Origin of the sequence: Streptacidiphilus jeojiense (genome assembly GCF_000719095.1) — a bacterium.
Taxonomy (GTDB): domain Bacteria; phylum Actinomycetota; class Actinomycetes; order Streptomycetales; family Streptomycetaceae; genus Streptacidiphilus; species Streptacidiphilus jeojiensis.
In genome coordinates, this window is record NZ_JOEH01000020.1 from 126300 (window position 1) to 149482 (window position 23183).

23 protein-coding genes are annotated in these 23183 nt (G+C 73.5%); 17 read left to right on the forward strand and 6 right to left on the reverse strand.

The genetic code is table 11. The annotated features are described in order from the left end of the window. Window positions 1-2 precede the first annotated feature (2 nt). From IF29_RS0126005 to IF29_RS0126055, 11 genes are all read left to right on the forward strand, one after another. Entirely contained in the window at window positions 3-692 is a 690-nt protein-coding gene (locus tag IF29_RS0126005; RefSeq protein ID WP_030259573.1) for an SAF domain-containing protein, read from the forward strand. Then, a complete protein-coding gene (locus IF29_RS0126010) occupies window positions 692-1828 on the forward strand; it encodes a CpaE-like family protein (protein WP_063757602.1) in 1137 nt (378 codons plus the stop codon). Before IF29_RS0126005 ends, IF29_RS0126010 begins: the two co-directional genes overlap by 1 nt. Further along, on the forward strand, window positions 1825-3501 hold the full coding sequence (locus IF29_RS0126015; protein WP_232242433.1) for a TadA family conjugal transfer-associated ATPase: 1677 nt from the start codon (window positions 1825-1827) through the stop codon (window positions 3499-3501). Before IF29_RS0126010 ends, IF29_RS0126015 begins: the two co-directional genes overlap by 4 nt. Then, window positions 3498-4430, forward strand: a complete 933-nt coding sequence (locus IF29_RS0126020) for a type II secretion system F family protein (RefSeq protein WP_232242434.1) — start codon at window positions 3498-3500, stop codon at window positions 4428-4430. Before IF29_RS0126015 ends, IF29_RS0126020 begins: the two co-directional genes overlap by 4 nt. Next, window positions 4430-5311 carry a hypothetical protein gene (locus IF29_RS0126025; protein WP_051726010.1) on the forward strand — a complete coding sequence of 294 codons (882 nt, stop codon included), beginning with the start codon at window positions 4430-4432 and terminating at the stop codon, window positions 5309-5311. Before IF29_RS0126020 ends, IF29_RS0126025 begins: the two co-directional genes overlap by 1 nt. A 2-nt stretch (window positions 5312-5313) precedes the next feature. Further along, window positions 5314-5568 (forward strand): hypothetical protein, encoded by a 255-nt coding sequence (locus IF29_RS0126030; RefSeq protein ID WP_030259584.1) that lies wholly within the window; start codon window positions 5314-5316, stop codon window positions 5566-5568. After that, window positions 5568-5978: a TadE family protein gene (locus tag IF29_RS0126035; RefSeq protein WP_030259587.1), complete on the forward strand. Its 411-nt coding sequence runs from the start codon at window positions 5568-5570 to the stop codon at window positions 5976-5978. Before IF29_RS0126030 ends, IF29_RS0126035 begins: the two co-directional genes overlap by 1 nt. Window positions 5979-6012: 34 nt before the next feature. Further along, on the forward strand, window positions 6013-6432 hold the full coding sequence (locus tag IF29_RS0126040) for a TadE/TadG family type IV pilus assembly protein (RefSeq protein WP_030259590.1): 420 nt from the start codon (window positions 6013-6015) through the stop codon (window positions 6430-6432). After that, on the forward strand, window positions 6429-6896 hold the full coding sequence (locus IF29_RS0126045) for a TadE/TadG family type IV pilus assembly protein (protein ID WP_030259592.1): 468 nt from the start codon (window positions 6429-6431) through the stop codon (window positions 6894-6896). The genes IF29_RS0126040 and IF29_RS0126045 overlap by 4 nt, the downstream gene beginning before the upstream one ends. Before the next feature lie 35 nt (window positions 6897-6931). Beyond that, entirely contained in the window at window positions 6932-10015 is a 3084-nt protein-coding gene (locus IF29_RS0126050) for a LysM peptidoglycan-binding domain-containing protein (RefSeq protein WP_030259595.1), read from the forward strand. 75 nt (window positions 10016-10090) lie between these two features. Then, the gene (locus IF29_RS0126055) at window positions 10091-11524 is read left to right on the forward strand and encodes a hypothetical protein (RefSeq protein WP_198037557.1); all 1434 of its coding nucleotides are present in this window, start codon (window positions 10091-10093) and stop codon (window positions 11522-11524) included. A gap of 55 nt (window positions 11525-11579) precedes the next feature. Here IF29_RS0126055 and IF29_RS0126060 read toward each other — a convergent pair whose 3' ends face one another. Continuing rightward, window positions 11580-13082 carry an SDR family oxidoreductase gene (locus IF29_RS0126060; RefSeq protein ID WP_030259599.1) on the reverse strand — a complete coding sequence of 501 codons (1503 nt, stop codon included), beginning with the start codon at window positions 13080-13082 and terminating at the stop codon, window positions 11580-11582. A gap of 144 nt (window positions 13083-13226) precedes the next feature. Between IF29_RS0126060 and IF29_RS0126065 the strand changes: the two genes are divergently transcribed. From IF29_RS0126065 to IF29_RS0126075, 3 genes are all read left to right on the forward strand, one after another. Continuing rightward, window positions 13227-13490, forward strand: a complete 264-nt coding sequence (locus IF29_RS0126065; RefSeq protein ID WP_030259601.1) for a hypothetical protein — start codon at window positions 13227-13229, stop codon at window positions 13488-13490. Between the two features lie 92 nt (window positions 13491-13582). Beyond that, window positions 13583-14605, forward strand: coding sequence for an NAD-dependent epimerase/dehydratase family protein (locus tag IF29_RS0126070; RefSeq protein WP_030259604.1), 1023 nt, complete (start codon window positions 13583-13585; stop codon window positions 14603-14605). Between the two features lie 142 nt (window positions 14606-14747). Then, window positions 14748-15248, forward strand: a complete 501-nt coding sequence (locus IF29_RS0126075; RefSeq protein WP_051726011.1) for a GNAT family N-acetyltransferase — start codon at window positions 14748-14750, stop codon at window positions 15246-15248. Here IF29_RS0126075 and IF29_RS0126080 read toward each other — a convergent pair. The 4 genes from IF29_RS0126080 to IF29_RS0126095 form a co-directional block, all read right to left on the reverse strand. Continuing rightward, complete coding sequence (locus IF29_RS0126080) at window positions 15238-16776, reverse strand: long-chain-fatty-acid--CoA ligase (protein ID WP_030259608.1); 1539 nt, start codon at window positions 16774-16776, stop codon at window positions 15238-15240. The two genes, IF29_RS0126075 and IF29_RS0126080, sit on opposite strands and share 11 nt — an antisense overlap. Before the next feature lie 69 nt (window positions 16777-16845). Further along, window positions 16846-17604 carry a 3-oxoacyl-ACP reductase FabG gene (gene fabG / locus IF29_RS0126085; RefSeq protein WP_030259609.1) on the reverse strand — a complete coding sequence of 253 codons (759 nt, stop codon included), beginning with the start codon at window positions 17602-17604 and terminating at the stop codon, window positions 16846-16848. 76 nt (window positions 17605-17680) lie between these two features. After that, the gene (locus IF29_RS0126090; RefSeq protein ID WP_030259611.1) at window positions 17681-18868 is read right to left on the reverse strand and encodes a thiolase family protein; all 1188 of its coding nucleotides are present in this window, start codon (window positions 18866-18868) and stop codon (window positions 17681-17683) included. Between the two features lie 68 nt (window positions 18869-18936). Further along, window positions 18937-20106 (reverse strand): acyl-CoA dehydrogenase family protein, encoded by a 1170-nt coding sequence (locus IF29_RS0126095; protein ID WP_030259613.1) that lies wholly within the window; start codon window positions 20104-20106, stop codon window positions 18937-18939. A 209-nt stretch (window positions 20107-20315) separates the two neighbouring features. On the opposite strand from IF29_RS0126095, the gene IF29_RS0126100 reads away from it, so the two are divergent. Next, window positions 20316-20960 (forward strand): TetR/AcrR family transcriptional regulator, encoded by a 645-nt coding sequence (locus IF29_RS0126100; protein WP_030259615.1) that lies wholly within the window; start codon window positions 20316-20318, stop codon window positions 20958-20960. Here the strand turns inward: IF29_RS0126100 and IF29_RS0126105 are convergent. Beyond that, window positions 20957-21700: an SDR family NAD(P)-dependent oxidoreductase gene (locus IF29_RS0126105; protein ID WP_030259617.1), complete on the reverse strand. Its 744-nt coding sequence runs from the start codon at window positions 21698-21700 to the stop codon at window positions 20957-20959. The genes IF29_RS0126100 and IF29_RS0126105 overlap by 4 nt on opposite strands. Window positions 21701-21776: 76 nt before the next feature. Here IF29_RS0126105 and IF29_RS0126110 point away from each other — a divergent pair, with 76 nt between their 5' ends. After that, on the forward strand, window positions 21777-22292 hold the full coding sequence (locus IF29_RS0126110) for a MarR family winged helix-turn-helix transcriptional regulator (RefSeq protein ID WP_037596697.1): 516 nt from the start codon (window positions 21777-21779) through the stop codon (window positions 22290-22292). Window positions 22293-22419: 127 nt separating this feature from the next. Then, entirely contained in the window at window positions 22420-22824 is a 405-nt protein-coding gene (gene tsaA, locus IF29_RS0126115; RefSeq protein ID WP_030259622.1) for a tRNA (N6-threonylcarbamoyladenosine(37)-N6)-methyltransferase TrmO, read from the forward strand. The last annotated feature ends 359 nt before the right edge of the window (window positions 22825-23183 follow it).

The window sequence follows — 23183 nt, forward strand, 5'->3', positions numbered from 1 at the left end:
CGGTGGATACCCCGACCGGGCCGCTCACGGCCACCCGCCCACCGCTCGCAGCGGGTGCGCCCGCCCCCTACCGGATCGGCGGAGCGCGGCGCAGACGGCCAGCCGTGCTGGCGCTCGCGGTCGCGCTGATCGCCGCCGGCGGCCTCGGCGGCGCCGCGCTCTACACCGCCACCGGCAAGCGCGTCGCCGTCATCGCCCTGGCCCGCAACGTCCCGGCCGGGCAGGCGATCACCAGCGCCGATCTGACGGAGGCCCACATCCCGCTGGATCCGGCGCTCAAACCCATCTCGGTCAACAGCAGGGTGGTCGGCATGCGCGCCACCGCCGACCTCAAGGCGGGCACCCTGCTCACCAGCGGCGACCTCACCAACGCGCCGCTGGTGCAGGCCGGCCAGCAGGTGGTGGGCGTCGCCACCAAGCACACCCAGCTGCCGGCCGTGAAGCTGGAGCCCGGCAGCAGGGTCGTGCTGGTGGCCACCCCGTCCGCGGCCGGCAACGCGTCGGGGAGCAACGGCTCCGCCGCGAACACCCTGAGCGCGCTGACCGCGACCGTCGTGGACATCGGATCGCCGGACAGCGACGGCACGGTGGTGGTGGACCTCGCGGTCCCCGCCGCCCAGGGTGCCGCCGTGGCCGACCTGGCCGCGAGCGGGAAGTTCGCCCTGCTGCTGGCAGCCCAGGGAGGCGGCTGATGGCAGTCGTCGCGATCAGCGGAGGCCCCGGCGCCCCGGGGGCCACCACCACGGCACTGGCACTGCTGCTCGCCTGGCCGCTCGCCGAGGGCCGCCGGGTGGTCCTGCTGGAGTGCGACCCGGACGGCGGCGCGGTCCTCGCCGGAGCCCTCGAAGGCCGGCTGGACGCCGGGTACGGACTGCGGCACCTGGCCGTCGCCGACCGGCGCGGGCGGCTGGCCGAGACGCTCTGGGAGCAGCTCGTCGACCTCTCCCGGGACGGCACCGGCAACCGGCTGCTGCTGCCCGGCCTCACCGACCCCGCGCAGGCCCCCGGCCTCGCCTACACCTGGGAGCCGCTGGTGGCGGCCTGCCACGACCTGGACGCAGCCGGCTGCGACGTCATCGTCGACCTGGGCCGCAACGGTGCGCACGGCGCCTCCGCGCCGCTGGCCCGCGGGGCCGACGCGGTCCTGGTGACGGTGCGCACCACCCTGCGCGGACTCAGCGCGGCGCGGCCGAGGGTGGCCGCGCTCGCGGCCGACCTGGACGCCAACGGCACCGGGTCCGATGCGCTGGGCCTGATCCTGGTGCATGAGGGCCCGTACGCGGCGGCCGAGGTCGGCAAGGCGCTGGGCGCGCCGGTGCTGGGGCTGCTGCCGCACGAACCGCGCAGCGCCCGGGTGCTGTCGGACGGCGGCGACAGCGGCGACCGGCGGTTCGTCCGCTCGGCGCTGATGCGCGCGGTGCGGTCCACGGCGGACGAGGTACGGCTGCTGACGGGCCGTCGGCGGCTGCGCCTCGGCACCGCCTCGACGGCCGCGGCCGCCCCGGTGGCACCGCAGGCGGCCCCGTTCCCGCAGCCCGAGCCGTACCAGCCGCAGCCTCAGGTGCAGCCGCAACCGCAGCCTGATCAGTATCAACCTCACCCTGAGGGTCAGCCCGCCGCCCAGCCGCAGTACCCGTACCAGCCCGAACCCCAGCCCCAACCCGCCCCGTTGGCGGGCTTCGCGCCGCGGCAGCCGGTACCGCAGCCGTTCGCCCCGCCGACCCCCGGCGGACCGTCCGGCCCGGGCCAGGAGATGGAGCCCCGCTGGCGGACGGACACCGGGCCTGATCCCCGGCAAGCACCGACACCCACCGGGGGTGCGCGATGACCTCCCGTCACGCCGCCCCGCGTGACCAGGCCGAGCCGGCCAGGCCGGTCAACGGCAGCGCCCCCGGCAACGGCAGTGCCCCCGGCCACGGCGGTGCTCCGGTCAACGGCGCTGCCCCCGGCAACGGCGGCAGCTTCGCCGCCTGGTCGCCGACCGCGGTCCAGCACCCGGTCCTGCCCACCGTGCCGGTGCCGCCGTCGCCGATGCCACAGTCCCCGATGCCGCCGTCCCCGACGTCACAGTCCCCCGCGTCGGCGCTGCCGCCCAACCTCTCCCCGTTCGCCGCGGCGCCCGCCCCGGACCCGCAGGTGGCCCGTGTGCTCAAGCGCCAGGTCGCCGCCGAACTGCACGAGCAGCTCGCCCTGCTGGACGACCAGCGCGGCACCGCCGCCGACCCGGCCACCAGGCGTCAGCGCGGCCGGGCCCTGATCGAGGACGCCGTCGCCCGCTGGTCCGACACCTACGCCCTCACCCACGGCGCGCCGCCGACCAGGGAGGAGGACCGCGCCCTGGCCGAGGCGGTCTACGACCTGCTGTTCCGGGCCGGCCGGCTGCAGCCCTACCTGGACGACCCGGAGATCGAGAACATCCTGGTCAACGGCTGCGACGACGTCTGGGTCTCGCGGGCCCACCAGCCGCTGCGGCAGGTGCCGCCGGTCGCCGACAGCGACGACGAACTGGTCGAGCTGCTGCAGGACCTGGCGCGCCGTCACGGCGGCGGCGAACGCAGCCTCTCCACCTCCAGCCCCACCCTGGCCCTGCGGCTGGAGGGGGGCATGCGGCTGCAGGCGATGACCGGGGTCACCCCGCGCCCCTACGTGGCGATCCGGCGCCACCGCGTCGCCAGCGCCACCCTCGGCGACATGGTCGCCATGGGCACCATCGACAGCACCCTCGCCGCCTTCCTGGCCGCCGCGATCCGGGCCCGGAAGAACGTGATGATCACCGGCACCCAGGGCGTCGGCAAGACCAGCCTGCTGCGCGCCATGGCCGGGGAGATCCCCCCGGACGAGCGGGTCGGCACCCTGGAGTCCGAGTACGAGCTGTGGCTGCACACCCTCGGCCATCTGCGCCAGGTCGTCCCGATGGAGGCCCGCGAGGGCAACGGCGAACGCGTCGACGGCCGCTCGGCGGGGGAGCTGACGATCGGTGAGCTGATCCCCGCGGCCCTGCGGATGACGCTGACCCGCATCATCGTCGGCGAGGTCCGCTCCGCCGAGGTCGTCCCGATGCTGCGGGTGATGACCAACGGCGAGGGCGGGTCGATGTGCACCCTGCACGCCCGCACCCCGCACATGGTCATCGACCGCATCGCCGAGCTCTGCCTGGAGTACGGCTCGCAGATGACCGACACCCTCGCCTACCGGCTCACCGCCAACGCCCTGGACTTCGTCGTCCACGTCACCATGGTCGACGAGACCCCCATCGGCGGCCGGCGGCACCGCTTCGTCTCGCACGTCCTGGAGGTCGTCGGCATGGGGGAGAGCGGACGCCCCGCCCTCAACAGCATCTTCGGCCCCAGGGGAGCGGAGGAGCGCGCCGTCCCGCAGACCCCGCCAGCCTGCCTGGACGACCTGCGCCGGGTCGGCTTCGACGCCCGTCTGCTGGACTCCCCGCACGGCGCCTGGGGCAGGCCGCTGGACCTGCGGGTCAAGGCCGGGGGTGCGCGGTGACGCTGCTCTACATGCTCTGCGGCGCCGCCGTGGTGGCCGGCCTGATCTCCCTGGTCTGGTTCCTGCGCGGCAGCGAGCCCAAGCCGGAGCAGTACCGGCCCGGGCCGAGCCGCGGCGAACGGCTGGCCCAGGACCTGGCCCGGCGGCGGATCCAGGTCGCCGTCGCGGTCGCGGCCGGCGCTGGCGCGTGGCTGTACACCGGCGTTCCGCTGATGGGCCTGCTGCTGCCGGCACTGGTCTTCCTGGTCCCCTGGCTGCTCGCCTCCACCCGCGCCCACACCGGCCGGATCGAGCAGCTGGAGGCGCTGGCCGAGTGGACCCAGCGGATCGCCGACGTGCTGCTGCTCGGCGTCGGCCTGGAACAGGCCATCGTCACCAGCCGCCGCACCGCACCCGCCGCGCTGGAGCGCCAGATCACCGACCTGGTCGGGCGGCTGCAGTCGCGCTGGACCCCGGAGGAGGCGCTGCGCGCCTTCGCCGACGACCTCAACGACTCCACCGCCGACAAGGTCCTGGCGGCCCTGCTGCTGCGCGCCGCTGACCGGGGCCCCGGCCTGGCCGGCGCGCTGGCCGACCTGGCCGAGTCGGTCCGCGAGGAGGTGCGGCAGCGCCGCGCCATCGAGGCGGACCGGGCCAAGCACCGGGCCACGGTGCGCTGGATGGTGCTGATCATCCTGGGCGTGATCGGCGTCGGCTCGCTGAACCATTCCTACACCGCGCCCTACCGCACCGCCCTGGGGCAGCTGGTCCTGGTGCTGATCGCGCTGGCGTTCTTCGCGGTGATCTGGTGGATGCGCAGCCTCGCCAGCCACAAGCCCACCCCGCGCTTCCTGGAACCGGACCGGCGCAGCGCCACTGGCCGTGCGCCCACCGGCTCGACACCGGGCGTCGAACTGCCCGCCGACCTGGCCCAGAGCGAGGTGCCCTGATGCTGACCTGGCTCATCCTCGCCGGAGCCGCCCTGGGCATCGGCATCGCCGTCCTGGCGGCCGAACTGCGCCCGGCGCCACCGGACCTGACCTCGGCGCTGGCCCGGCTGCACCGCGCACCGGTCCGGCCCTCGGCCCAGGACGGCCGGGACGCCGACTTCGGCGAGCGCATCGGCCGCAGCCTGCTGGGCCTGCCGGGGGTGCGGATACCCACCCGGGAGCTGGCCCTGATCGGGCGCACACCGGCCCGCTTCATGGCCCACAAGGCGATGTTCGCGCTGCTGGGGCTGCTGCTGCCGCCGCTGGTGCAGTTCGGCTACAGCGCGATGGGCGGCACGCTGCCGATCGCGGTTCCGGTACTCGGTTCGCTGCTGCTCGCGGCCCTGTTCTGGTTCCTGCCGGACGTGATCGTGCGCAGCGAGGCCAAGGAGGCGCGGGTCGAGTACCTGCACGGCATCGCCGCCTACCTGGAACTGGTCGCCCTGGAGCGGGCCGCCGACTGCGGCCCCGCCGAGGCGCTGCACCGGGCCGCCCGGGTCGGCCGGGGCACCGTCTTCCTGCGGATCTCGGACACCCTGGACCGGGCCGCGCTGGACCGGCTGCCGCCCTGGGACGGGCTGGAGGTGCTGTCCGCGGAACTGGCGCTGACGCCCCTTCAGGACCTCGCCGACATCATGCGGATCTCCGGCACCGACGGAGCCGCCGTCTACCGCGCCCTGCGCGCCCGGGCCCGCAACCTGCGCGCCGAACTGCTCACCGACGACCTGGACCGGTCCAACGTCGACAGCGAGCGCATGGTCGCGCCCGGCTCCGCGCTCGTCACCCTGATGACCTTTCTGATCGCCTTTCCCGCCGTCTTTCAGATCTTCCACGGAGGCTGACCATGCTGACCCCCAAGCGCGTACGGAGCTACATCGAGAAGGGCCGCCCCGGTGTACCGCTGCCGCTGGTGGCGGGCCTGCACCAGCTGCGGTACCGGATCGGACGGGTGTCCGCCGCACGGCAGGACCGGGACAAGGGGGCCCTGAGCATCGAACTGGCGCTGCTGGTCATCGTGCTGATCCTTGCCGCAGGGCTGGTCGTGGCCGCCATCACAGCACTGGTCACCAAGGAATCCGGCAAGATCACCGGCCCCTGATGAAGCGACGACTGCGGACCGGGCCGGCGTCCCGCGAGGACGCCGGGTCGATGTCCATCAGCCTCGCCCTGGTCTTCCCGTCCGTCCTGGTCCTGATCCTGCTCACGGTGCAGGGCGCGCTCTGGTGGTACGACCGCCAGGTCGCGCTGACCGCCGCCCGCGAGGGCAGCGAGGCGCAGCGGCTCTTCCAGGCCGATCCGGCGGCGGGGGAGACCCAGGCGAACAGCTTCCTGGACCGGGTGGGGGGCGGGCTGACGGACCGGAACGTCACCGTGACGGAGTCCGACACCACGGTCACCTCGACGGTGACCGTGCGGACCCAGTCGCTGCTGCCGTTCCTGCCCGGGATCCTCATCACCCAGACCATCACCGCCCCCGTCGAGCGCTTCGTACCGGCCACAGCACAGTGAGGACCCCAGCAGAGTGAGGAAGGGAGGAGCAGACGTGGATGCCGACCAGGAACGGGGGAGCATCGCCATCGAGGCGGCCATCCTCGTCCCGGCGATCCTGCTGTTCCTGCTGCTGGTCATCGCCGCGGGCCGGGCGGAGACCGCCAAGGGCGTGGTCGCCGCGGCGGCGCGGGACGCCGCCCGCAGCGCCTCGCTGACCCGAACCGCCGGCGCCGCCCAGGCTGCCGCCGCCGACTCGGCGGCGACCACGCTCGACCAGGAGGGGGTCTCCTGCCAGGGCGGACAGCAGCCCCAGGTGGACTTCGTACCGAGTACCCAGGATCAGGCGGGTTCGGTGCAGGTCACCGTGGTCTGCGTGGTCCCGCTGGGCGATCTCGCGGTACCCGGCATGCCCGGCAGCGTGACGATGAGCAGCACCTTCACCTCCGTCCTCGACCTCTACCGGGCCTCATGAGCACTGCGACCACATCTGCCGACGCGTCCGAGCGCGGAGCCCTGTCCATCTTCGTGGCGATCTGCGCGACGGCGCTGCTGATGCTGTCGGGGCTGGTCATCGACGGCGGCGGCCGGCTGATCGCCATCGAACAGGCCGACGCCGTGGCCGACGAGGCGGCCAGGGCCGGCGGCCAGCAGATCGACCGGGCCGCGCTGCTGCAGGGCAAGGGCATCCGCCTGGACCCGCAGGCCGCGCAGGCCGCGGCCGACGCCTACCTGGGTGCCAGCACGGTGGGCAACAACAGCGTCACCGGTAGCGCGGTGGCGACCGACCAGACCATCACCGTGACCGTGAACGCGACCTACCACACCACCATGCTCGGCCTGTTCGGCTTCGGGGACATCCCCGTCGAGGGCCACGGCAGCGCCCGCCTCGTCCCCGGGGTCACCGGCCCCGACCCATTGACCAGCACCGGCCCCTGACCGCACCTCACCGCCCCCAACGTGGAGTAGCCCTGATGCTCCGTCTCCTGCTACGAGGCCTCACCGCTCTCGTCGCCCTCGCGCTGCTGCTCGTCGGCCTGCCCGGGGTCCTCGCCCTCGGCACCCTCGCGGTCACCCGCCAGGGCGATCCGACCCGCTCCGGCATCGTCGACCTGCTGACCCAACCCGACCAGGGCAACCTCTTCCTCTGGGCGCTGGTCGTCATCGGCTGGCTGGCCTGGCTCTGCTTCGCCCTGTCGGTGGTGGTCGAGATCCCGGCCCAGCTGCGCGGTCGCAGCGCCCGACGGATCCTGGCGCTCGGCTGGAGCCAGCGGATGGCGGGTACCCTGGTCGGCGCGGTGCTGGCGCTGCTGCCCACGGCCGGTGCCGCGCTGGCGGCGACCCCCGCGGCCGTCACCACCACGGTGGGCGTGCACGCACCGGTCGCGGTGACCGCGGACCAGGCCTCGCACACGCTCACCGACAGCGGCGCGGCGGCCGCGACGACGACCGAGACGGCCAAGCACCGGCAGACCACCTACACGGTCCGCGACGAGCGCCCGGCCGACAGCCTCTGGAGCATCGCCGAGAGCCATCTCGGCTCGGGGGCCCGCTGGCACGAGATCGCCCGGCTCAACCAGGGCCGCATCATGGACTCGGCTGGACGCCGCTTCGACGCGGACCGGCCGATCCAGCCCGGCTGGGTGCTGCTGATGCCGGCCGACGCGGTCTCGGCGGTGACGGCGCCGCCGACCGTCAAGCCTGGTACCGAGGTCAAGGTCGAGGCCGGGGACTCGCTCTCCGCGATCGCCCAACGCGAACTCGGCAACGCCGACGAGTGGCCCGCACTCTTCGCCGCCAACAAGGGCGCCAAGGCGCCGGACGGGGACCGCCTGGAGGACCCGGACCTGATCGAGCCGGGCATGGTGCTGACCGTCCCCTCGACTTCGGGCACCATGACCACCACGACGACCCCGCCGACCACCACCGCACCGGTGACGACGCCTCCCACCACGACGCCTCCCACGACCACGCCTCCCACGTCCACCGCGCCGGTGACGACCCCGCCGGCGACCGCCGCACCCACACACTCCGCCGCACCCACGCACACCGCCGCGCCCACACACTCCGCCGCGCCGACCCCGACCGCCGCCCCCACCCACCCCGCCCACAGCGGTGCCGCCGGGGCGTCCGGCCCCTCCACGGCCCCGACGTCCAAGGCGCCCACCTCCACGGCGCCGTCCACGACCGCCTCCCCGAGCCACAGCGCCGGCGCCCCCGTCGTGCCGCCCACCGAACACGGGTCCACGCCGACGCACGGCTCCGGTCTGTCCGAGAGCGAGACCCTCAGCGGAACCGCGGTGCTCGCCGCCGTCCTGGTCGGCGCGGTCGCGCTGCGCCGCCGCAACCGCGCAGTGCGCCCCGCCCCCCGTCCCGGAGGCCGCTCCGCTGCCCGCCCGCGCAGTGGCGGACCCGACCCGGTGCCGCTGCCCCCGGCCCTGCTGGCCCCGCTCCCCGGCACGTCGAGTGCCCCGGTCACCTCCGAACCCGACGAGGACCTCGACTCCGGCCTCAGCCCGGTCCCCGCGCCGCTCCCCGAACTCCCCGCCGCAGCCGTCGCGACCGGCCTCTCGGCCTTCGAGACGGCGCTGACGCAACGTCAGGACGCCTCCGGTCTCGACCTGCTCGACCGCGCCCTGCGGAGCCTCGCCGCCACCGCGGTCGTCGAGGGCCGACGCCTGCCGGCCCTGGTCGCGGCACGCCTCGTCTCGGCCCAGAGCACCCCGGTGCCCAGCGTCGAGCTCTACCTCTCCGCCCCGGCGGTGCCGCTCGCACCGTTCCAGGCGGCCCACGCCTCAACCGTCTGGTGGACCACCCCGGACGCCGAGGGGCTGCTGTCGCCCGCCGACGCCGGCACCGTGCCCGCGCCCTATCCGGGCCTGGTCAGCGTCGGCACGATGGAGGACGGCAGCATCGTCCTGGTCGACCTGGAGGCAATACGGCTGGTGCACCTCGCGGGGGCGCCCGGCGACGTCGCGGACGTCCTGCGCACCCTCGCCCTGGAACTCGCCTTCACCCCGCTCGCCGACCGGGTCAACATCCACATGGTCGGCGTCGCCGACGAGTTGGCGGCGGCCGCTGAAGGGCGGCTGCACATGCACGCAACCCTGGAGGACGCGGTGGCCGCGGTGGTCGCCCGCGACCTGGCCGTACGTCAGTCCCTGGCGGAGGCAGGAGCAGCCACTCCCAGGGAGGCCAGGGGCCGGGGGGTGGTCAGCGAGGCCTGGGCCCCCGACATCGTGCTCTGCCCGACGGCGCCCAGCGGCAGCATCCCCGAGGCGCTCGGCAGGCTGCTGGACGCCAGCCCGCGCGGCAGCGTCGCCGTGGTCACCGCCGCACCCCCGCCGGGGGCCGGACCGATGGCCCGCTGGACGCTCCCCGCCCGCGGCCGCGCGGACCTGCCGGGACTCGGCATGGGCGTCGAACTGCAGCGGCTGACGGACCACCAGTACGCCCAGTGGATCGCCCTGCTCAGGGAGACCGGCGACGGGACCGGCACCGGGGCCGGCACGGAGGCCGACACCGACGTGCCCGACGTCGACCTCGACTCCTGGTTCCGGCCGGACGAGGCGCCCGCCCCCCAGGCCGCGCCCGAACCGGAACCCGAACCCGAAGCCCAGCCCCAGCCCGCCCCCACCCCGCTGTTCCCCCCGCCGGGTCAGGGCCGCTTCCCCGAGCCCGGGGCCTCGGAGCTCGCCCCGCCGCTCGACCCCTGGACCGTCCGCAGCCGCTCCGCCCACCCCGGTGCCGTCCCCGCCCCCTACGACCCCGAGTCGGACGACTCGCCGGAGGCCGTGGAGGCCGCCCACGAGCTGATCCTGCGTCGGCTCCGGGCCGGCGACCACCAGGGCGCCGAGGCGGCTGCGTTCGCCGGGCTCCAGCCCGCCCCGGACACCGAACTGCTCCACCGCGACCTGCTCTGCGTCTATGCCGACGCCGGCGCCGTCGAGCAGCTCAACAAGGCCGTGACCCGCCTCGAACGCCTCCCCAACCGGACCGGACGGCCGCTGGAACCGGAGACCAACGCGCTGATCGCGGAACTTCGGGGCACCGGCTGAAAGGGGCTCCATGATCCGACGGTAGGGTGTCGCTTCTGGACGATCGCAGCGGAACTGCGGGGACGGGGTGGCGTGGTGACGGGCGAGACGGTGGCGCCGGGCGATGGCCCTCATGGCCGGCAGACCCAGCCGGGTCCGCAGATCCAGCAGGTCACGGCGGTTCAGCAGGTCCAGGCGGTCCAGCAGGTCCTGCCGGACCGGCAGGGCCAATCCGGGCCGCGCGGTCGGGTGCTGGTGATCGAGGGCGGCAACGGGCAGAGCCCGCGACGCTTCCCGCCACGGGCCGGCCGCCCCGCTCCCGGGCTCTCCACCATCATCGCCGCCATCGCTCCGCAGGTGCTGCTCGCGGCGGACTCCGTGGACACCGTCCATCTGACCGCGGCCACCGATGCGTCCGGGGTGCTCGCGCATCTGCGCTCGGCCGTGCGGCATCCGGGTCCGCTGCTGGTCCACATCGGCGGACACCTCGTCAGGGACCGCCGCACCGGCGGCGCCGAACTCGACCTGGGCGACTCCCGGCTGCCCTGGGCGTCGGTCGCCGAGGAGATCCGGCTGCGCCCCGCCGAGACCGCCACCCTGGTCGTCGCCGACCTCAGCGCGGAGGAGGCGGTGCTGCCGCCGCTCCGGGTGGTCCCCTCGCCACTGGGTGCGGGGATGCCGCTGTGGGCGGCGGTCACCCCCGATCCGCAGCAGGTCGGCACCTTCACCCGGGCCCTGATCGAGGCCCTGCACGGCGGACGCCCGGGCGCCAACGGCATGCTGACCCCGGAGGAACTGCACCAGCAGGTGCACTCGGTGCTGCGTCCCGAGGTGGTGCTGGTGGCCACCCATGCCCCCGGCCGGCAGATCTTCCGCAACACCGCCCGCCGCCTGGAGGCCGCCCCGCAACAGCAGCCGGTTCCGATGCCGCCGCCGGGCGCGGTGGCCGTGGCCGGGGCCATGGACCCGCCCCCCTTCGACACGCCGCCGCTGCCCCCGACCGCGCCGACGGTCCACCTCCGCGCCCTGGACGAGAACGCCCTCGCGGACACCGGCACCGCCGCGCCGGCGGAACCCCCTGCGGAGGACCCCGCCCCGGACGACTACCGGGTGGCCATCGGCGTCATCGTGGCCGCCGCCGACGCGGGCGAGCACACCCGTGCCGTCTCCTTCGCCCAGGAGTTGGAGGACGAGGCCGTGGCCGAGCACGGCCCGCACGCCGAGGTCTCGCTGCGGGTGCGTCAGGTCCACGCCCATGTGGCCCGGCTGGCCGGCAAGCAGGCCGACGCCACCGAGCTCTACCGCGCGGTGGCGCTCAGCCTGCTGGAGACCCGGGGCTCCGACGATCCGGAGACCACCCAGGCGGCGGCCAACGCCGAGGCCTGCTGGCGAGCCATCGAGGACGACGACGAGGCCCGCCGGCTCGGCCCGGACCTGCTGGCCCTGCGCCGCGACGTCCCGGACACCAGCCGCCCGGGCTCGGTCGAACGCCACCTGGCCCGCCTGACCGGCTCGCTCACCAGCAGCTAGGGCCGTCCCCGACCAGGAGCCGTCCCGGTGGTCCCGGTTGCCCGGGTTCCCCGGTTCACCACGGGGACGGCGCGTAGTCCTTCAGGAACACCCCGAGCAGGTCCTCGCCCTGCTCGCCGCGCACGATCGGGTCGTACACCCGGGCCGCGCCGTCCACCAGGTCCAGCGGGGCGTGGAAGCCCTCGTCGGCCAGCCGCATCTTGTCCGGGTGCGGGCGCTCGTCGGTGATCCAGCCGGTGTCCACGGCCGTCATCAGGATGCCGTCCTGCTCCAGCATCTCCTGGGCGCTGGTGCGGGTCAGCATGTTCAGCGCGGCCTTGGCCATATTGGTGTGCGGGTGCCCCGGGCCCTTGTAGCCGCGGCTGAACTGGCCCTCCATCGCGGACACGTTCACCACGTACTTGCGCCGCGCGGTGGACCGGGCCATCGCCGGGCGCAGCTTGCTGACCAGGATGAACGGCGCGGTGACATTGCAGAGCTGCACCTCCAGCAGCTCGATCGGGTCGACCTCGTCGACCTTCTGGCTCCAGCTGTTCACCGGGTCCAGGTCCGGCACCAGGCCACCGGCGTCGATCGCGGTCCCCGCCTCGACCAGCGCGGGCGCGGCCGAGCCGCTGGTCAGCGCGAGCGCCGTGAGCGCCTGGGCGCTGAGCGCGCCGCGCTCGCCGCGCGACTGGCTGGGCAGGGCCGGCTGGCGGCTGAGGTCGAAGCGTCCCAGCACGACCGCCTCCGGCAGCTCCCCGGCGGGCAGCGGCGCGTCCTCGGCGGTGATCAGCTCGGCGTAGGCCTGCGCGGAGCGGCGTACCGTCTGCGCCGCGTTGTTGATCAGGATGTCCAGCGGGCCCTGCTCGGCCACCGAGTCCGCCAGCGCGATGACCTGCGAGGGGTCGCGCAGGTCGATGCCGACGATGCGCAGCCGGTGCAGCCACTCGGCGCTGTCCGGCATGGCCGTGAACCGGCGGATCGCGTCGTTGGGGAAGCGGGTGGTGATCGTGGTGTGGGCGCCGTCGCGCAGCAGCCGCAGCGCGATGTACATGCCGATCTTGGCCCGTCCGCCGGTGAGCAGCGCGCGCCTGCCGCTCAGGTCGGTACGGGCGTCCCGGCGGGCCCGGTTCTCATGGGCGCAGGGCTGGCACAGCTGGTGGTAGAAGGCGTCGACCTCGACGTAGCGGGTCTTGCAGATGTAGCAGGAGCGCGGCCGCTCCAGCACGCCGGCGATCGGACCGCTGGTGCCGCTGGTGAGCTGCAGGCCCTGGGTCTCGTCGTCGATCCGGTCCGCCGCGCCGGTCGCGGTCGCCTCGGTCACGGCCCGGTCGTTGGCGGTCTTGGCGGCCCGGCGCTCCTGCCGGCGGCGGTGCTTGACCGTCCGGTACAGCCCGGCGGTGGCCAGCCGGACCGCGATGGCGTCGGGGTGGTCGATCGGCAGCTGGTCAAGCTCGGCCAGGACCGCGAGGGCCAGCTTCAGCCGCTCCGGGTCGATGCCGGGGACGTCCTCGACCGGCGTCTCCCCGGCACGGGCCTCGGCGAGGGTGGTGCCGCTGTCGGGTCCTGCGCTCATGCCGCTGCTGCCGTTCCGTGGCTGGGGGAGGTGGTGAGGTGTGGCGATGCCAACTGCGACACCTTACGCAACGCCGGGCCACCGGCCAAACCCGGATGGCCCACCCACGAGGCACGCGGTGCCGCTCACCCCCAGGGTAGGGGTATGGCGAACAACCAGATGATGACCTTCCGGGTCAACCGACGCATGCTGGCCGCCGGTGCGGTCCTCACCGGCACGGGGGCCCTGCTGGCCCTCGTCGGCACCGCGATCGCGGGCACCGCCCTGGCCACGGCCGGACGCGGCTGGGTGCAGCAGCTCGAGACCCCGCCCACCGAGATGGCCACCCGCGCCATGCGCCAGGCCAAGGCGGTCTCCAAGGCCGCCTCCCAGGCCGGCGTCGACGCCTGGCGCGCGCAGGCGAGCTAGCCCCGCAGTCTCCTTCTGCCGTCAGCCGACCTTGTCTGCTGACGGCAGAAGGCTCTTTCGGTTGCCCGTCCGTCCGGCCGACACTCGATCCCATGAAGCTACTTGTGATCGGTGGATCGGTGTTCCTCGGACGGGCCTTCGTGCATGAGGCGCTGTCGCGCGGCTGGGAGGTGACCACCTTCAACCGCGGGCAGTCCGGCACGGACGAGCCCGGCGTCACCGTGGTCCAGGGCGACCGCGAGCAGAGCGCCGACCTGGAGCGCCTGGCCGCGGCCGGCCCCTGGGACGCCGTCGTGGACGTCTGCGGCTACGTCCCGCGGGTGGTCGGCGCCTCCGTCGCGGCCCTCGCGAAGTCGGCCGACACCTACCTGATGATCTCCACGATCAACGCCTACCCGGAGTGGCCGGCGAAGCCCGTCGACGAGAGCTCGCTGCGGCACGAGTGCGAGCCGGACGCGGGTCCGGACGACGGCGACTACGGCAAACTCAAGGTCGGCTGCGAACGCGCCGTCACCGAGGGCTTCCCGGGCCGCACCCTGGTGATCGAGCCCGGCCTGATCCTCGGCCCCGGCGACCGCGCCCGGCGCCTCGCCGTCTGGCTGCGCCGCGCCGCGCAGGGCGGCCGCATGATCGCCCCCGGCAGCCCCGACCGCGAGATGCAGGTCATCGACGCCCGCGACATCGCCGTCTTCGGCCTGGACCGGATCGTGGACGGCAGCAGCGGCACCTACCTCACCAGCGGAACCCCCGCCAACACCACCTGGGGCGAGTACCTGGGCACCTGCGTGGAGGCCACCGGCGGCAAGGCCGAGCTGGTCTGGGTGGACGACGCCTTCCTGGAGGAGCACAACGTCGAGCCGTGGACCGAGCTCCCGCTCTGGGCCCCGCCGAACGACGATTTCGCCGCCGTCTGGTCGCCCTCCTCCGCCAAGGCCATCGCCGCCGGCCTGCACTGCCGCCCGGTCCCCGACTCCATCCGCGACACAGCCGCCTGGCTCTTCGCCCCGGGTGGCATGGACGACGCCTTCGACGTCCACCACAGCCAGAAGGACGACCGTGTGATGACCCAGGACCGCGAACGGCAACTCTTGTTGGCCTGGGACTCCCGCACCTGAGTGACCAGAGGGGCCCCGCAAGGGGCGCGGGGAACTGCGCGATCAACCACGCACTCCGTGCACACTCGACGCACCGAGCCCCGCGCCCCCGGTGGTTTCCCCTGCTGCCCTGTACAGCCCGCCCGCTTGCGATACTACGACCATGATCACAAGCAGCCGGCTGAACTGGACCCTGCGCCCCGCCACCCCCGCCGACGTCGAAACGATCGCCGAGCTCCGCGCAGCGGTCATGCGCAGGGACCTGGAGCGCCTGGGCCGCTTCGACGAGCACCGGGTGCGCCAGCGGTTCCGGGACTCGTTCGCCCCGGAGCACACCTCGGTGATCCTGGCCGGCAAGGCCTTCGCGGGCTGCGTCACCCTCCGCCCGGCGCCGGACGGCCAGTGGCTGGAGAGCTTCTACCTCGACCCCGCCGTCCAGGGCCGGGGCCTCGGCTCGGCCGTCCTGCGCACGCTGCTGGAGCGCACCGACGCCGACGGGGTCCCGGTCCGGCTGCAGGTCCTGCAGGGCAGCGCCGCCCGCCGGCTCTACGAGCGGCACGGCTTCACCGTGGAGGACCAGGACCCGGTCGACGTCCTCATGGTGCGTCAGCCGCCTGCCGCACCTGCCACCGCCACCGCCACCCCCGCTGCCGCTACCGGCTGAACCGCGCCCGCAGCTCCCGCTTCAGCACCTTGTGGCTGGGCCCCAGCGGGTACGCGTCGACGAACTCCACCCGCCTCGGGTACTTGTGCTTGGCCAGGTGCTCCTTGGACCAGGCGATCAGCTCGTCCGCGGTCGGGCGCTGCTCCGCGTCCTGGGCCAGGATCACCACCGCGCACACCTCCTCCCCGTGCAGTTCGTCGGGCAGGCCGATCACGGCCGCCTCGGCGACCGCGGGGTGCCGCAGCAACGTCTCCTCCACCTCCCGGGGGTAGACGTTGTAGCCGCCGCGGATCACGATGTCCTTCTTGCGGTCCACGATGCTGATGAAGCCCTGGGCGTCCTTGGTGCCCAGGTCCCCGGTCCGGAACCAGCCGTCGACCAGGGCCTCGGCGGTCGCCTCGGGGCGGCCGAGGTAGCCGAGGAAGACGTTGTGGCCGCGCACCACGATCTCGCCCAGTTCCCCGGCCGGCAGCAGTTCGATCCGGTCGTCCAGCTCCGGCCGGGCGATCTCGACGTCCACGCCCCAGACCGGATGGCCGACCGTGCCGGCCCTGGTGCCGAAGTCGGGCTGGTTCACCGACGCGGTCGGCGAGGTCTCCGAGAGGCCGTAGCCCTCCCAGATGCTCGTCCCGAACACGGCGTCGAACCGCTCCAGCACCGGGACGGGAAGCGACGCGCCGCCGGATATGCACAGCCGCAGCCTCGGCAGCTCCGGCGCGCGCTTGGCCGCCTCCAGCAGCGCGATGTACATCGTCGGCACGCCGTGGAAGGTGTTGACACCCTCGCGCACCATCAGCGCCAGCGCGGCGTCCGCGTCGAAGCGGGGCAGCAGCACCAGCGTGGCGCCGGCCCGCCAGGTGGAGTTCATGCTGACGGTCTGTCCGAAGGTGTGGAACAGCGGCAGCGCGCCCAGCGCCACGTCCGTGGACTCGACGTGGTTGGCGTCGAAGGCGTTGACGGTGGCGTTCATGACCAGGCTGAGATGGCTCAGGATCGCGCCCTTGGGCTGGCCGGTGGTCCCGCTGGTGTAGAAGACCACGGCCGGGTCCTCGGGCTGACGGGCCGTGAAGTGCGTCAGCGGGGTCGCCCGTCCGGTCAGCTCCTCCAGCCGTCCGACCGCACCGGGCACCGGCACGGCCGGACCCACCGTCACCAGCGGAACCTGCGCCGCCGAGGCCGCGCCGGCTGCGACCGCCGCCGTGGCCGCATGGCTGATCAGCACTGTCGCGCCACTGTCCTGCAGCACATAGCCGACCTCCTCGGCGGTGAGCAGCAGGTGCACCGGCACCACCACGCCGCCGGCCGCGAGGATCGCGTAGTAGGCGCGGGGGAACTCGGTGACGTTGGGCGCCATCAGCGCCACCCGGTCACCGGGCCGCACACCCAGCTCGACCAGGGCCGCGGCCTGCGCCAGCGACTGCTGCCACAGCTCGGCGAAGGTGAGTCGGAGGTCGCCCTCGACCAGGGCGGTGCTGTTCGGCCTGCGGCGGGCGTTCTCGGCCAGGATGGAGGCAAGGGAAAGCGTCATTGCTGTGGTGGCTCCGGTGGCGGGGTGGGTGGGGGATCGGCGGCGCGGGATCGGCGGTGGAGCTGCGGCTCAGCGTGCTCCGCCGTTGACGTACAGGGTCTGGCCGCTGACGTAGGAGGAGTCCTCGGACGCCAGGAAGGCGACCACCGAGGCGACGTCCTCGGGGCGGCCGACCCGGCGCAGCGGGGTGCGCTCGGCGGCGAGCTCCTGGTGCTGCTCGGGCGTGGCGCCGACCCGCTCGGCGGTGGCGGCGGTCATGCCGGTGGCGATGTAGCCGGGGGCGACCGCGTTGACGTTGATGTTGAACGGGCCCAGCTCGATGGCCAGGGTCGCGGTCAGGCCCTGGATGCCGGCCTTGGCCGCCGCGTAGTTGGCCTGGCCCCGGTTGCCCAGGGCGGAGCGCGAGCTCAGCGAGACGATCTTGCCGTACTTCTGCTTGCACATGTACCGCTGGGCGATCTGCGAGCAGTTGTAGGCGCTGGTCAGGTTGACCGTGATGACGGCGTCCCAGTCGGACTTCGGCATCTTGAAGAACAGGTTGTCGCGGGTGATCCCGGCGTTGTTGACCAGGATGTGGATCCCGCCGAGGTCCTCGGCGACCTGGGCGAAGACCGCCTCCACCGCGTCGATGTCGGCGACGTCGCAGCCGTAGCCCCGCGCGGTCCCGCCCTTGGCGGTGATGGCCTCCACGGTGGCCGCAGCGCGCTCGGCGGTGAGGTCCACCACGGCCACCGCCGCCCCCTCCGACGCCAACCGCTCAGCGGTGGCAGCGCCGATGCCCTGCGCCGCGCCGGTGACGACAGCGACCTTGCCGGTAAAACGAGTCATGATCCACTCCAGAGAAAGTTGCACCTACATAAGGGGCGCGGAGAACTGCGCTGCCAACCACCCACACACCTGAGCGCTAGTCACGATCCACAAGCACCGCAGTCCCCTGCCCGACCCCCACGCACATCGTCGCCAGCCCCCGCCCGGCCCCGTCCCGCGCCATCCGGTGCAGCAGCGTGGTCAGGATCCGCGCCCCCGACCCGCCCAGCGGATGCCCCAGCGCGATCGCCCCGCCCTGCGGGTTGACCAGCTCCGGGTCGATCCCCAACTCGTTCACGCAGGCCAGCGCCTGTGCGGCGAACGCCTCGTTGAACTCGGCGGTGTCGAACGAGCCGATGTCCCGGCCGGTGCGCGCCAGCACCCGCCGTACCGCCGGGACCGGCCCGATGCCCATGATGTCCGGGTTCACCCCGGCGCTGGCCCCGGCGACATAGCGTCCCAGCGGCTCCAGGCCCAGCTCGCCCAGCGCCTCCTCGCTGACCAGCAGCAGCCCGGCCGCGCCGTCGTTCATCGGCGAGGCGTTGCCGGCCGTGACCGTGCCGCCCTTGCGGAACACCGGCTTGAGCGCGGCCAGCTTCTCCAGCGTGGTGTCGGCACGGATCGACTCGTCCTGGCTCACCACCGTGCCGTCGGCCAGCGTGACCGGCACGATCTCCGCGTCGAACAGGCCGTTCTTCCGTGCTGCCGCCGCCTTCTGATGGCTGCTCAGGGCGAAGGCGTCCTGCTGCTCGCGGCTGACGCCGTAGCGCGCGGCGACCTCCTCGGCGGTCTCGCCCATCGACAGCACGCCGTGCAGCTCGCGCATCTTCGGGTTGGTCATCCGCCAGCCGAGCTTGGTGTCGAAGATCTCGGCGTTGTGCGGCAGCGCGACCTCGGCGCGCGGCAGGACGAAGGGGGCGCGGCTCATCGACTCCGAGCCGCCCGCCAGCACGATGTCCGCCTCGCCTGAGCCGATGGCCCGCGCGGCGGTCGTGACGGCCTCCAGCCCGGAGGCGCAGAGCCGGTTCAGGGTGGCCCCGGGCACCGAGTCGGGCAGTCCGGCCAGCAGTACGGCCATCCGCGCGACATTGCGGTTGTCCTCGCCGGACTGGTTGGCCGCGCCCCAGTAGACGTCGTCGATCCTGGCCGGGTCCAGTCCGGGCACGCTGTCCAGCACGGCCCGCACCGCGGTGGCGGCCAGGTCGTCGGGGCGGACGGTGGAGAGTGCACCGCGCAGCCGCCCGATCGGGGTGCGGCGCGCTGCGGCGAAGTAGACGGGACGCATGATCGGCTCCTTGCGGGCTCACGTGCTCGGGTACGTGCGTGTTTGCGTGTTTGCGGGGGACGGGTGGGTCAGAACGCGTTGACGCCGGTCAGCTCCCGGCCGATGAGCAGCTTCTGGATCTGGCTGGTGCCCTCGTACAGGGTCATCACCCGGGCGTCGCGGACGTACTTGCCGACCGGGTACTCGTCGACGAAGCCGTAGCCGCCGAAGACCTGGAGCGCGGCGTTGGCCGCCTTCACGGCGGCTTCGGAGGCGTAGAGCTTGGCGATGGACCCCTCGGCCCGGAACGGCAGCCCGCGCTCGATGAGGTCGGCGACCCGCCAGGTCAGCAGCCGGGCGGCGTCCAGCTCCACCTTGATGTCGGCGAGCATCTCCTGCACCAGCTGGTGCGCGGCGATCGGCTTGCCGAACTGCTCGCGCTGGGTGGAGTAGGCGACGGCCGCGTCCAGCGAGGCCTGGATGATGCCGACGCAGCCGGCCGCCACCGACATCCGGCCCTTGGCGAGGGCGGCCATGGCGACCTGGAAGCCCTTGCCCTCCTGGCCCAGCATCGCGCTGTGCGGGACCCGGACGTCCTCGAAGGCCAGCTCGGCGGTGGGCTGGCCGCGCAGTCCGAGCTTGCCGTGGATGGTGGTGCGGGTCAGCCCCGGGGTGTCGGTGGGCACCAGGAAGGCGCTGACGCCCTTGTGTCCGGCCTGCTCGGGGTCGTCCCCGCCGGTGCGGGCGAAGACCAGGGCGACCTCGGCCCAGGTGCCGTTGGTGATGAACATCTTGGCGCCGTTGATCACCCAGTCGACGCCGTCGCCGTCGCGCACGGCCCGGGTGGAGAGGTTGCCGGCGTCCGACCCGGTGCCGGGCTCGGTCAGGGCGAAGCAGCCCAGCGCCTCCCCGGCGCACAGCCGGGGCAGCCACCGCTGCTTCTGCTCCTCGGTGCCGTAGGTGTTGATCGACTTGGTGACCAGGCCCAGCGACACCGACATCAGCCCGCGCACGGAGGAGTCGCCGCGGCCGAGCTCCTCGGTGACCAGGACGTAGGAGAGGTAGTCGCCGCCGGAGCCGCCGTACTCCTCGGGGATGGTCAGGCCCAGGAAGCCGAGCGCCCCGAGCTTCTTCACGATGCCGCGGTCCACCTGCTCGGCGCGGTCCCAGGCGGTGGCGTGCGGGATGATCTCGCGGTTGACGAAGTCGGCCGCGAGCTCGCGGACGGCGGCCTGCTCCTCGTTGAGCTCCAGGTTCACGGTGGTCCTCAGGCAGGGGGGCACCCCCCGGACGGAGTCTGGGGGAGGGTGGGACATGGTTGGTGCTGCGCCGGGTTCTGCCAATAAACTAGCGCTGCAAGTTTTTGGACTCTAACCCGACCGTACGCCTGTTGGAAAGTGCCCGGACCGCAGCCATCGGCGGCTGTCCGCGGCTGTCCCTGGATCGGCCCATGAATCGGAGGTGCGCCGTGGCCCGCCCGCGCAACCCACTGCTGAGCCGCGACCGCATCGTCGCGGCCGCACTGGAGCTGGTCGACACGGAGGGTCTGCCCGCGCTGTCCACCCGCCGCCTGGCCGCCGTGCTCGGGGTCAGCGGTCCATCGCTCTACAACCACTTCGCCACCAAGGACGCCCTGCTCGACGCGGTGGTGGACGAGGTGCTGGGGGAGGTTGACCTGTCGATGTGGGCCCAAGTCGACAAAGAAACCTGGGCCGACGCCCTCACCCGCTGGGCCCGCAGCTACCGGTCCGCGCTGGTCGCCCACCCCAACCTGATCCCGGTGCTGGCCCAGGGGCCCGGACGGCGGACCAATGCGCTGCGGCTGGCCGACGCGGTCTTCGGCGGGCTGGTCGACGCGGGCTGGCCGCGCGGGGACGCCACCCGGATCGGCGCCCTGATGCGCTACCTGGTCTTCGGCTCCGCGCTGGGCTCCTTCGCCGGCGGCTTCGTGGACGACCAGCAGATCTACGCCGCCGACTACCCCCACCTGGACCAGGCCCACCTGCTGGCCGAGCACCGCCGCAGCATCGACGAGGGGGCCTTCGAAACCGGGATCAGCGCACTGATGGAGGGGCTGACCCTGCAGTACGGACGCACCAATCCCGCCGGCTAGCGGGTGGTGAACGCGCCACCGTTGACGTGGATCGTCTGACCGGTGATGTGCGCGGCCCCCGGCGAGGCCAGGAACCAGGCGGTCTCGGCGATGTCCGCCGGGGTGCCGGCCCGCTTGGTGTGCGTCTCCTGGACCAGCGACTGATGGCGCTCGTCCGTCATCTGCCCCTGGAAGAAGCCGGTTCCGGCGACATAGCCGGCCGAGATGACATTGCAGGTGACGCCGAGCGCCCCCAGGTCGGCCGAGAGCGCGGCGCTCCAGGCGGCGAGCGCCGCCTTGGCCGCCCCGTACGAGCCGCCCCGGCGCTCGGCCCCGATCGAGCCGATGCTGATGACCGAACCGCCACGGTTGAGCTTCTCCCGTACCGAGGCGGTGGTCAGCACGGCGCTCAGCAGGTTCTGCTCCAGGCTGGTCTGCCACTGCGTCAGCAGTGCTTCCAGCGGCGGGAGTTCGGCGGACCCGGCCGCCGTCTCGGGCAGTCCGCCCGCCGCGTTCACCAGCACGTCGAGCCCGGTGCCGAGCTCCGCGCCGAGCCGATCGCTCACCGCGGCGACCTGCTCGGGCCGCGTCGCGTCGCAGACCACTCCCCGAACCCCCAACTCCTTGGCGCTGCGCTCGACGGTGTCGGAGTGGCGCCCGGTGATGAACACCTCGGCCCCCTCCGCCGCGAACCTGGCCGCGACGGCACGGCCGATCCCACTGGTTCCTCCGGTGACAAGCACGGTGCGGCGGCGGGTCATGGCATCCTCCTGGCTGGCTCAGTGCTACGTTTAGATCTAAACATAGTGAAGGACGATCGAGGAAGGCCCGGTGTCCATGGCGTCCGAGCCCCCCTATCCCGCCGCGAGGATCGCCGCCGCCTGGCAGCGGGAGCGTCCGGGCACCCCCACCGAGTCGATCGAGATCGTGACCCCGATCTGGCGCCTGGCGAAGCTCTTCACCGACGACCGCAACCGCGTGCTGCGCGAAGCGGGGATCGACGCGGCCACCCTCGACCTGCTCTCGGTGCTCCGCCGCTCCGGACCCCCCTACACCCTGAGCACCCGTGAGCTGGCCGAACTCACCCTGGTCACCGCAGGCGCGATCTCCCAACGCGTGGCCCGGGCCGAGAACGAGGGCCTGGCCCGCCGAACCCCCGGGACCACCGGCCGCCGCACGGTCCTGGTCACTCTCACCGCCGAGGGCCACGCCCTGATCGAACGCTCCGTCGACGCGGTCCTGGGCCGCGAGGCGGAACTCGTCAGCTCCCTGGCACCGGAGGAACGTACGGCGCTGGTCGACCTCCTGGAGAAGCTGACGGTCGACGTCAGGCGTCAGCTGGACCCCGGGTGACGACGGTGACCCTGGATCCGGGCCCGCACCAGGGTGAGCAGACCAGCGAACCGGCTCGTCTGACGGTCGATTGACCGGTAGCGTCGGCCTGACCGTGGAATGCCTGCCGGGGAAGGAACCAGGGCTCTTGAGCGAGTACACGTTGCGCGTGATCGGGCACGTCGAGTCGGTGCTGGCAGAGCGGGCGGCGGCACCCCGACAGCCGGACGAGGGTGCCCCCGACGCCTGGCTGGTCTTCGACGACTGCTACGCCCCTGCCCTGGACGGCCTGGTCCCGGGCGCCGATGTGCTCCTGTTCACCTGGCTCGACCGCACCGACCGCGACACGCTCACCGTCCACCCTCGTGGCGAGGCCGCCCGGCCGCGCGCCGGCGTCTTCGCCACCCGCAGCCCGGACCGTCCCAATCCGATCGGCCTGCACGAGGTCCACATCCTCGCCGTCGCCGGCACCCGCGTACACGTCCGCAACCTCGAAGCCCTCGACGCAACCCCGATCCTGGACATCAAACCCCTGCTCACCCCGGACCGCTGACGCCGTCCTGCAGATGGAGTCCTGCAGATGGGCGAGAGTCGGGCCCGGACTCCAGGTACCACAACGGCGGTAGGTCGGAGCCAGGGGTCTTGGCCCCGGGCGGTGGAGCAACAGCGGACTCGTCGTCAGACACGGGTTCCCCCAGTTTGACCGACGGAACGGAACCCGGCCGCGCCGTCGACAGGCCGTACCTCGGAGGGGGTTGTGCCCGCGCCCGCCAGCGAGCGGCCTGCCGGTAGTGGCAGGCACACTGCTCCAGCTTCCAGGCCTGAGTTGTTCAGGCGGCGGTGGTGGTGGTGTGTTTGTGCCGGGTGGGTGGTGGGGGGATGCGGGTGTTGGGTGGTGTGGGGGTGTTGGGG